This window comes from Pseudovibrio sp. POLY-S9, from assembly GCF_001431305.1.
In the GTDB taxonomy this organism is placed as follows: Bacteria; Pseudomonadota; Alphaproteobacteria; order Rhizobiales; family Stappiaceae; genus Pseudovibrio.
The window spans coordinates 28,179-38,062 of record NZ_LCWX01000110.1 but is presented as its reverse complement, the minus strand read 5'-3'; the positions used below and the strand labels follow the sequence as shown (position 1 = coordinate 38,062).

At 50.5% G+C, this 9,884-nt stretch carries 7 protein-coding genes and 2 pseudogenes; 4 read left to right on the top strand and 5 right to left on the bottom strand.

Annotation, left to right across the window (positions count from 1 at the left end):
- Positions 1 to 1,381: pseudogene (locus PPL9_RS08950) on the bottom strand (type I secretion protein); the annotation flags it as partial.
- A gap of 305 nt (positions 1,382 to 1,686) precedes the next feature.
- Between PPL9_RS08950 and PPL9_RS08945 the strand changes: the two are divergent.
- Positions 1,687 to 3,114: a TolC family outer membrane protein gene (locus tag PPL9_RS08945; RefSeq protein ID WP_057462377.1), complete on the top strand. Its 1,428-nt coding sequence runs from the start codon at positions 1,687 to 1,689 to the stop codon at positions 3,112 to 3,114.
- Positions 3,115 to 3,125: 11 nt separating this feature from the next.
- Complete coding sequence (locus tag PPL9_RS08940; protein ID WP_208988597.1) at positions 3,126 to 3,524, top strand: hypothetical protein; 399 nt, start codon at positions 3,126 to 3,128, stop codon at positions 3,522 to 3,524.
- A 9-nt stretch (positions 3,525 to 3,533) separates the two neighbouring features.
- Here PPL9_RS08940 and PPL9_RS08935 read toward each other — a convergent pair whose 3' ends face one another.
- A complete protein-coding gene (locus PPL9_RS08935; protein WP_057462376.1) occupies positions 3,534 to 5,873 on the bottom strand; it encodes a type I secretion system permease/ATPase in 2,340 nt (779 codons plus the stop codon).
- Positions 5,874 to 6,005: 132 nt separating this feature from the next.
- Between PPL9_RS08935 and PPL9_RS08930 the strand changes: the two genes are divergently transcribed.
- Both PPL9_RS08930 and PPL9_RS08925 read left to right on the top strand, forming a co-directional pair.
- Complete coding sequence (locus tag PPL9_RS08930; protein WP_208989262.1) at positions 6,006 to 7,388, top strand: HlyD family type I secretion periplasmic adaptor subunit; 1,383 nt, start codon at positions 6,006 to 6,008, stop codon at positions 7,386 to 7,388.
- 6 nt (positions 7,389 to 7,394) lie between these two features.
- Entirely contained in the window at positions 7,395 to 8,231 is an 837-nt protein-coding gene (locus tag PPL9_RS08925) for a transglutaminase-like cysteine peptidase (RefSeq protein WP_208989261.1), read from the top strand.
- Positions 8,232 to 8,252: 21 nt separating this feature from the next.
- On the opposite strand, the gene PPL9_RS08920 is transcribed toward PPL9_RS08925, so the two are convergent.
- The 3 genes and pseudogenes from PPL9_RS08920 to PPL9_RS33155 form a co-directional block, all read right to left on the bottom strand.
- Entirely contained in the window at positions 8,253 to 9,209 is a 957-nt protein-coding gene (locus PPL9_RS08920; protein ID WP_057462374.1) for an ornithine cyclodeaminase family protein, read from the bottom strand.
- 149 nt (positions 9,210 to 9,358) lie between these two features.
- Complete coding sequence (locus PPL9_RS34155; protein WP_057462373.1) at positions 9,359 to 9,754, bottom strand: iron-containing alcohol dehydrogenase; 396 nt, start codon at positions 9,752 to 9,754, stop codon at positions 9,359 to 9,361.
- Positions 9,672 to 9,878, bottom strand: a pseudogene (locus tag PPL9_RS33155) (helix-turn-helix domain-containing protein); the annotation flags it as partial. The pseudogene PPL9_RS33155 and the gene PPL9_RS34155, both read right to left, overlap by 83 nt.
- Between the last annotated feature and the right edge of the window lie 6 nt (positions 9,879 to 9,884).

Below are 9,884 nucleotides of genomic sequence, written 5' to 3'. Positions count from 1 at the left end.
CCGTTGCGGTGATGGTGAAGGCTTGCTCCTGCGGGCCATCGTTGTCGAGATTGGTCGTAGCTTCAAAGGAGTAGGTACCATCCGGATTGACGGTGAGCACGCCTGAGGGAAGCGTGAAGGTGGCAGATGTGCTGCCGGAAAGAGAAATAGTCTGGTCGACTTCTCCGGGCACTGAGATAGTGATCTGTGTGACGCCATCAGCGCCCGGGTTGAGTGACCACGTGCCGTTTAAAGTGTTGCCCTCTGCGACTGAGGCTGGTGTGTCTGTGATATCAATCAAAGGTGCGTCATCGATGATGTTGATGGTGATGTCACCAGTTGCCTGATTGCCTTCTTCATTGGTCACGCGGACTTTCAGGAGATCCTGCGGCGTGTTGTTGCTGTGATCACCTGATGTGTTGAGTGTGTAGGCCCAGCTGTAGGTTCCATCTGGATTAATTGTGATTGTGTAGGTGCCGTGGGGCGTGGTGATCTGACCGCCGCTGGTGACATCTATCCAGATATTTTGTGAGGGATCGCAAACCTCGAGTGTCTGGAGCGGGGAAGAGCCACTCTGGATATTCATCGGTCCGGCAGTTTGAGTGATGGTCTGTCCTGCTTCGGTGCCAGACGCGAGGCCGGATTCGTATACATCATCAGTGTTGCCTGCGTAAAAAGCAGGTGTCACTTGCGGATCAGATAGGTCTGGCGTGGATGTGGTTTGTTGATCAGGTTCGAAGGCGCCATCTCCTAAATCACGTTCTAAAACCTCCTCATCGCGCTCAGAGGGCAACAGGAGCGGTGTGATTGGGAAAGCCGGCTGGACGACGATTGAGATTGGTTCGAAATCATTTCCGCTGCCAATGAGCTCATCGTTGGCAGGTAATGGAGACTGAGGCTCATTGTTACCGCTTGAGGGCTCAGAAACGCTTGATGTACCTGATGAGGTCTCTGGACCTGCACTTGGTTCTGCGTTTCGCGCAGCTGCAAATGCTGTTTGAATTTCCTGCGCAGTGAGGAGTTGATTTTCAATCTCAATAGAAGGTGGATTGTTGCTGTGACCTTCAATGATCAGACGTGTGCCATCTGCCAGGGTGATTTCGGTGGTGCCACTAGCGGTCTGGATGTTTGCAAGCTCCAGGCCTGATGGCAGCAGCAGAATTTCTCTGACAGGATCCCATTCTATCTCATTCAGAAGCAGGTTCATGCCACGTGGTTGGCCATCTAACGGCGTTTCTGAGGTTGTTTCAATGTTATCAGGAAGTTCGATGATAAGCTGGCTGATGTTTGGTGCTGTTGAACCGGCCTCTTGTTGAGACCTATTCTCCAACTCTGGCACCTGTTCAGGTGATGTTTGATTGGTTGGAAGCGCTTGAGGTTCACCGGTTCTGGTATTCGGCATGCAAGGCTCCCTTTGCAAACTGGAACAGGACGTTAGCGCGACTTTTCTGAGTGAGAAGACAACGTCTCGCTGAAATTGTGCTGCCGAATTCTAAATCAAATGGAGTTCAAGTTTATATATACATTATACAATACGCATAACTGACAATATTAGAGGCCGCGTCTGTTGAGTTGATGTTGCTATTACTTTTTGAGTTATTGATATTTATTACACTTAATTGCGTGAGGAATGACATTATATTAAAATAAAGTAAATTAAAGCTTCAGTTGCCCGGTTGTCTCAAGTATTGCGTAGAGGGCGTGTGTATGAAGTTGTTTGCGCCACTTATTCTTGGCGTTGCTGCCGTTGGCTTGTTGAGCGGAGCAGGCCACGCGATGTCTCTCAGAGATGCAGTTAACCTTACTGTCTATAGCAATCCTGAAATTGGAGAAGCGGTTTTTGACCGCAATGCGATTGGCTTTGAGCTAAAACAAGCAAAAGGCGAATGGTTGCCGCGTCTTGATCTTGAATTTCGTGGGGGTGCCGAATGGGCTGATCGCAGTTTTACCCGTCAGCGGGATCAGTTCTTCTATGGTCCTTATGAAGTGAGAGCGACAGGTCGGCAAAAGCTTTTTGATGGATTTGCGACGACCTATGAGATTGAACGTCAGAGAGCTCGTCTGGATGCCACGTCTTTCAGAGTTTGGGAGCGGTCTGAGTTCATCGGTCTGAGTGCGGTGCGTGCCTATGTGGAAGTTTCCCGTCTTTTTGAAGTGAAACAGTCTGCTCAACGCAATATTGCTTATCACTCCAAAGTGGCCTCGGATATGCGGGCAGGTTTGTCTCGCGGGGTTGTCTCCGTTGCAGACGTTCAACAGGCAAGTGAACGGGTGTTTGCTGCACGACTTGCATTACAGGAGGTTGTTGAAGAGCTTGAACTTGCTGAAGCCACGTTTATTGAGGTGGTGGGCAAGCCAGTAGGACGCTTGGGGGGCGTCCCCAGTGTTTCACGACGCATTCCTGGTACGCTTCCTGATGTGTTGAATGTAGCACGGCGGAACAATCCACTGATTGCGTTGCGTAAAGCCGATGTAGATGCTGCGAATGCGCAGATTAAGATTGCAGAGGCAGACTATTATCCAAGATTGGATCTGGAGCTTTCCTCGCGTGTTGGTGAAAACCTGAACGGATTTCCTGGCGTCAATAATCAGGCAACAGCGCTGGTTGTCATGCGTTGGAACCTCTTTAATGGCAACATCACGAAGAACAGGCGTGCTGAGCAGGTTGAGCGGGCAGGTGAGGCACGGATGAGAACGGCGCGGGCTTTTCGTGAAGTTGAGCGGGAAACACGTGCTTCCTGGATCCGGCGTGTTGAGCTTTCCAAGCAACTTGCAATTATCAAAAAACAGCTTTCAGCATCACAACAACTTCTCATTTCATATGAAGGCCAGTTCACTGTTGGACAGCGAACTCTGCTGGATGTTTTGGATACACAAAACACAGTCTTTTTTACTGAAGTCTCCGAGATTTCTGCCCGCTATGCGCAAACCTTTGCCAACTACCGATTGCTGGCGGCAATGGGCGGTTTGCTGGAATCGTTTGATGTTCAACCTCCTGCCCAAGCCGAAGCGGGCTATCGTAAAGTACGGGATGATGAAGAAACAGAGGGCTGGCTGCCGGGGAAGGTGTTGCCAGGCGTTTCAGCTCAGTGGGCGCGTGGGACACCTGTTGCCATGCCTAAACCGAAACAATGAGGGAGGGGATTTTGGGCAGACTTAAATTTGCAACGGGCATGAGCGGTCCTGCACTCCTCATCTGGGGGGCTGCCATGTCTCTTTCGGTTTGGGCTGGTGATGCTGTCAGCGCGGACCTTGCCGTTGCGACCTCTGATTATTATCGCGGTGGTGTGTGCTACAACTTCAATCTTCGACACCCTGAGGAGCTGCACAGCGAAATTTCTGTTCGGGTACGTGATTATTTTGAGGAGGCAAATACCGTTGTTGTCTCTGCGCAGCACAGCTCAATCGTGCAGTTGCGATTTGATTGGGCGTTGGAAACAAGAGACTGGTGTGGAGTTGCCATTGGCTACATGAAAGATGCGGTTTGGGATGATGAAGCCGTCAATCGCTGTCTTTGTTTTCGCGAATACATGAGAGAGTACTAAGTCCTCAGTTCATCCAGTTCCTTTTGAAAGGATATGGATGACTTTTTCCTTTGGGCCATCAGCGAGAATACGGCCCTTATCCAGAATGATCAGCCTATCAACCAGAGAAAGTGGCGCTGTGCGGTGCGTAGCAATGATTAAGGTTTGCTGCGGGGTGACAGAGGATGAGAGGGCATTGATGAACTGCTGTTCGGTCTGGCCGTCCATCATGCCTGTTGGTTCATCCAGATAAAGTAGTTTTGGGGTGCCCATGAATGCTCTGGTCAGGATGAGCTTTTGTCTTTGCCCGGATGATAGATCACGACCACCTTCCTCAATTAATCTGGCAAATCCGTGCGGATGAGCATCGATAAACTCCAATGCTCCGGAAAGCTCACTTGCTTTGACCAACTCTGCATCTGAGGCTTCAGGGCGACCTAATTTGATGTTGTCTCTGATGGATCCAGAGAAAAGGCTAGCATCCTGCCCGATGTAACATATGGATCTTCGCAGTTCCGTGGGTGCAAATTGCTGATGGTCTAAATTATCGATGGCGTAACTTCCTGACTCTGGAGAATAAAGACCGCTCAATATTCGGCCCAGAGTGGATTTGCCAGAGCCGACAGGGCCGAGTATGGCGATGCGCTCTCCTGCGGAAATGGATAGGTTCAGGTTTTTCAATGTTGGCTCTGCAGCCTGCGGATAGGTGAAGCTCATATTCTTTAGAGAAACCTGAGCGTGATCAATGGTTTTGCTCAGGTGCCTGGAGGCCCACGGTGTTTCTCGTGGTAACTGATTGATGGCGTCTAGTCTTTTGTAAGCGGCTTTGACCTGTTGGAACCGTGCGAGAAAGCTGGAAAGTGTTGCTAGTGGGGCAACAGCTCGTCCCCCAAGGATCACACAGGCGACAATGCCGCCCATGGAGATAAGCTTTTCTGAGAACAGATATGCGCCTGTGACCAGAAGTGCGACTGTGGTGAGTTGCTGCAAAAAGCCAGTTAGGTTTAAAGCCCAGGTAGAAAGCGATCTGACTTTGTTTTGCGCTGAGGCTGCTGCGGCTGTGGCACTCTCCCATTTGCCAAGAAGCTGTCCTTCTGCGCGTTGGAGTTTGATTGTCTCCAAGCCGTAGAGACTTTCTACCAGCAGTGCATTTCGCAGCGTAGCATCAGCAACTGTTGCTTCCACGGCTCTTTTGAGAGGGAACTGCATCAGCAGTCCAATTGTGACCACGCTCATGATTGCTGCAAGAAGCGGATAAACCATGGGGCCACCGATATACCAGATCAGGCCTAGGAACATACCGAGGAAGGCAAGGTCTGTGATGGCAGCGATTGTTGCTGACGTCATGAACTCGCGGATGGTTTCGAACTCACGCATTTCGTTGAGGAAGCCTGCAGTGCTTGCAGGGCGATGCGCCATTTTCAAGTGCATGGCCTGATCAAACAGTCTGGAGGAAATTATCAGATCAGCTCGTTTGCCTGCAAAATAGATTAAGGAAGCGCGCAGTGACTTCAACAGCAGGTCAAATAGTAACGCGCCCGCTACGCCAAGAGTGAGAACCCAGAGTGTAGGGAAGGCCGAGTTGGGTAAGACACGGTCATATACGTTCATGGTGAAGAGCGGTGAGGCCAGCGCTAGCAAGTTGATGAAGGCTGCAGCAAGCGCAACGAAAGCGTAGTCTCGTGCAACGGCTCTAATGCCACTGAAAAACCAATGGGAATTGTCTTCCTTAGCTTTTTGCTCCTGTGAACCTTCTGGTTTGTAGAAAGGCTTTGCAACAATGATTTTTCCGCTGCAGAGCGCCTGAAGCTCATCCACCTTAGCCAGAACGGCGCCGCCATCTGCATGCGGGAGGGCGACTGCATAGGATTTCTCATCGTACTTTTCCAGAACGACCAATGCACCACCGGACTTGAGGAGTAAAACTGCAGGAAACAAAAGTGAGGAGAGATCTGTGACTTTCTGATGGAAAGCCTTGGTCGAAAAGCCAGCGCGTTTGAGAGCTTTTTGTAGCAAGTCAGCAGTGAGTTTGCCATTCTCCAAGGGAAGACCTGCGATGAGGTTTTCTGAATTTGCTGGCATGTTGTGTTGAACCAGCAGAATTTCGAGACATCCCCGCAGTGGATCAATCTCGATTAAATCTGACAGTTGAGCGTTTGATGTAGCGTCCTCTGCAGGTTTTGTGCTTTCAGGTTCCCGTTTTGCATCTTGATTTTTATCTGACGTAACAGTCGAAACTGAGGCTTCGATGACTGGGTCACTCTCTTCATGCGTGGAAGACATTTTAGTCGTTGTTGTGTCTTCCTCGTTTAGGGGAGGTGGCGTCTTTTCTTTTCTTGTTTTCGGCTTGGCCGTTTTTGTCAGTTCCAACCTGCAATTCTCCGCAATAGATCCCCGTAGTATTCAGAAAAACCAAGGAGAGTTACCTTTGGTAAGGATAACTTGATTCCGGCTGGTCGCGTGCCTCTGGAACTTGTTGGGGAGTTTCTAGGGGGATTATCTTTGCGCCTATTGCACCTGATGGAACGGGTCACAAATTGGACGAGGCTTGGATCTGAAATCACACAGCTTCCGCGTGGTGCTGCTCAGGTATCAATTGGGTTGGAAAATGCCGTGTTTGCACGCACGCGCTTGTTGGTCCTGATGATTGGATTGCTTTTGATTTCGTTCGTCCTCTGGGCCGGTTGGGCACAGCTGGAAGAAGTTACCCGTGGAGATGGACGTATCATTCCATCTGCGAAAATTCAGGTTATTCAAAGCTTAGAAGGTGGGATTGTTAAAGAAGTGCTCGTGAAAACGGGTGACCTCGTCAGTAAGGGAGATGTCCTGATCCGCTTGGATGATACGGGGTTTTCTTCCAACCTGGGTGAACTGGTGGCAAAGCAATTGGCACTGGAGATTGCTCGTGAACGGTTGGACTTTCAGTCCGTCTGGCCGGAGCGTGGGGAGGAGCTAGCTTATAGTGACCACTATCACGAGAATGCTCAGCAGATTGTTGCTTCGGAGCTGTCTCTTTTTCAAGCCAATCTGGAAGGATTGAAGGGCCAAGTTGCAATCAATCGTTCGCGCGTTGCACAGCGTATGGCGGAACTTGAAGCCTCTGAGAACCAGCGACGGAAGGTTCTTGATTTATTGCGTCTTGTAAATGAAGAAAAAGAGTTGAAAGCGCCGCTTGCTGAAAAGCAGATCATTCCGCGTACAGATATGCTCAAACTTCAGCGTGAGATTGGTGATCTGGAAGGGCAGGTCAATACGCTTCAGGTCACAGCAGGGCGTTTGCAGGCGGCTGTTGAGGAGGCTGAACAGAAAATTGAAGGTGTTTACACCAAGTTCCGGCAGGCAGCCCGCGCAGAGTTGAGCGAGGTGCAGGCTCAGCTGGATATTATTGCAGAAGCTTCTAAAGGAGCCGGTGATAAGGTCGATCGCGCAGATATTCGCGCGCCAATGGATGGCATCGTCAACACGATTGATGTGAGCACAATTGGCGGTGTGGCTTCACCTTCTCAGCAGCTTATGACCATCGTGCCCGTTGAAGATGTTTTGCTTGTTGAGGCGAAGGTGAAACCTCAGGATATCGCCTTTATTCACCAAGGACAGCAGGCGCTTGTTAAGCTCAGCGCTTATGATTTTTCCATTTATGGAGGACTGGATGGGCAAGTTGAGGGAATCTCTGCAGACACTGTTTACGATGAAAATACTCGTGAGCAGTTTTACTCCGTAATTATCAAAACGAAACAAACGGAGTTAGAAAGTCGCAACAAGAGTCTTCCCATCCTTCCAGGGATGGTCGCCTCCGTCGATATACTCACTGGAGAAAAGAGTGTGCTTTCTTACATTCTTAAGCCAGTTAATCGTGCACGTGAGGAGGCGCTAAGAGAACGGTAATGCGTTATGGCTCTTCCGGAATACCGGGGCAAGCACCGTAGAAAACGTGGTTTGTTGCGACGAAGCTTTGTAGGGATGGTGGTCAAAGCCGCTTTTCTGACTGGTATTGTGGCCAGCATGTCCACTGCGCAAGCTCATAATCTGCGGTTCAGCTATCAGAGCAAAGTGCGCCGCCGCCGTCTGTTTTCCCTAATGAGGTTTACGGGGCCAAACGCTACAAAGAAGAGGGAAAGCTTTGGGTTGTTTGGTTCGGTTGAAATTAGTGGTGGTAACAGCCGGGCTTTCAGGAAATGGCAGGCCGTACTGCCTGAATGCGACCAACAACTGGCCTCCTTGAAAGAGTGCTTTGCCGGAAATCTCCGGTGTGCAGGCTCCGTTGATTATTGGTCACGCATTGTCCGGGGTGTCGGGAACAATAAATCACTGCGGCAGCTTTCGCTGCTCAACTCTTACATCAATGAAAGTGCCGGATACGATCCTCAGGCGGTTGCCGCTGGGCAGGCGGACGTCTGGCGCGCGCCTTTGCAGTTTCTGGGCTTGCGAGGTGATTGTGAGGACTACGCGATTGCCAAGTATTTCAGTTTGTTAGCGCTGGGCTATGAAGAAACGGATCTGCGAGTTGTTGTGGTGAAGGATAGCAGAAGACAAGTCATACATGCAGTGACCACGGTTCAGTTTCAAGGCGCGTGTTATGTGCTGGATAGTTTAAGGCCAGTTGCGACCAAGGAGATCGACCTGCTTCATTATCAACCATTGGTGTCGATGCAACGGGATCTGCACTTTACACACTTCAGGACGGCAGAGATGCGGCAACGGTTTTGGGCTCAGCACAGGAATGGATAGCCGTGCTGAGCGAGGATTTGTCTATGCGTTTAGAAACTCTTTTGAGTTCTCATAGGCAAGGATTGCTCCTGCCAAATCTTCTAATGCAGCTCCAACTGATTTGAAGAACGTAATCTCGTTTTCACTTGTTCTGCCAATGTTACCACCTCTGGTGAGATCATAAAGATCAGCTTGAACATCTTCAGGTTTCAGCGTGCCATTCGCTAGTGGGATGGTCAGGTCTCCGGCTTCTTTCATCGCACCTGCGCGGGTGTCGACAAAAACTCGTGAGCGAGAGATAGTCGTGTCATCAGCTTCGCGCATGTTTGGAGTGAACCCGCCCACAAGGTCAAGATGACAGCCATCGGACAACCATTCACCTTGTATGAGGGGATCATTAGACAGTGTTGCAACGGAAACGATATCAGCCTGCTCAACAGCTTTGGGAAGGGATTGCTCAGCTACAACCTTGACGCCAAGTTTTGCGCTTAGTTCTTGCGCATTATCCCCGGCTTTTTCGAAGTTCCGGCCCCAGAGGGTTACAGTTTCAATCTGCCTTGTTGTGCAATGCGCCTCAATGAGGTTTGCGGAGAGACGGCCCGTGCCGACCATTGTCATGGTCGTTGCGTTTTTGCGAGCAAGGTAATCAGCAGCAAGGGCAGAGGCTGCCGCTGTGCGACGCGCTGTAAGCTCACCGCCATCAACCAACGCTAACGGTGCACCAGTCTTGCCATCGGAGAGCAGATAAGTGGCGGAGACTGCAGGAAGACCGGCATCTGCATTACTTGGAAACACGCTTGCGAGTTTTACGCCGAAATAGGCACCTGATTGCCAGGCGGGCATGAGCAGTAAAGTGGCATCTGCTTTATCCGGCACGCCCATGGTGTGATGGTGCCGAACAGGCATTTCGCAGCCTTCTTTGAACATTGATCTCAAAGCCTCGACCAGTGGTCGGAAGGGCAGGGCGTTTTTAGTTTGGGTATCGGATAACTGTAACATACCCGTTTCTCCCTTGTAATTTGCGAAAGGATGCGCTGATGTCTCACAGGACTAGCGGGCGACGGATGTGTTTGTCACTTGAGTTTTCGCGAGAAACTGGTTGTATGCACAAAAAAGCCCGCCGTTTGTACGGCGGGCTGTCTTTTGGCTCAGCGTGCTGAGTACACGATGTCTTTGATCACATTCGGCGTGATCTTTCCATGCTCACCGATGGCTTTTAAAAAATCGCGGCTCTCGATGATGTGCATGAGCGTGTCGATGTCGTTTTGATCCGTAATGTTGGCATCTGACAGACGAATTGGCATGGCCAGTTGTTGGTAAAACTCTTCGATCGCATCAATCGTCTTCTCAGCCAGATCTTTAGATGGAGGCAGTGAGAACACTGCTGTTCCCATTTGCTCCAGTTTTGCGCGCTTCAGTTCAATCTGACTGCGTAAGAGGCTTGGCTGAATGATGACAAGCGAGTTTGCATGTCTTGGGCCGTAGAGCGCGGTCCCAGGCAGCCTGATCCGCCGCCGCTGCGCGATAAGCGACCTGACCACCATTTCGCTGCACCTCGCGACTGATCGTAGACGGGCTACGGCTCAACTGGCGGGCTATAGATCGTAAAGATGCGTTGATGCTGAGACCACGCGATATCTCTTCACGCTCTTTCAAACTCAGCGCCAGCTTACC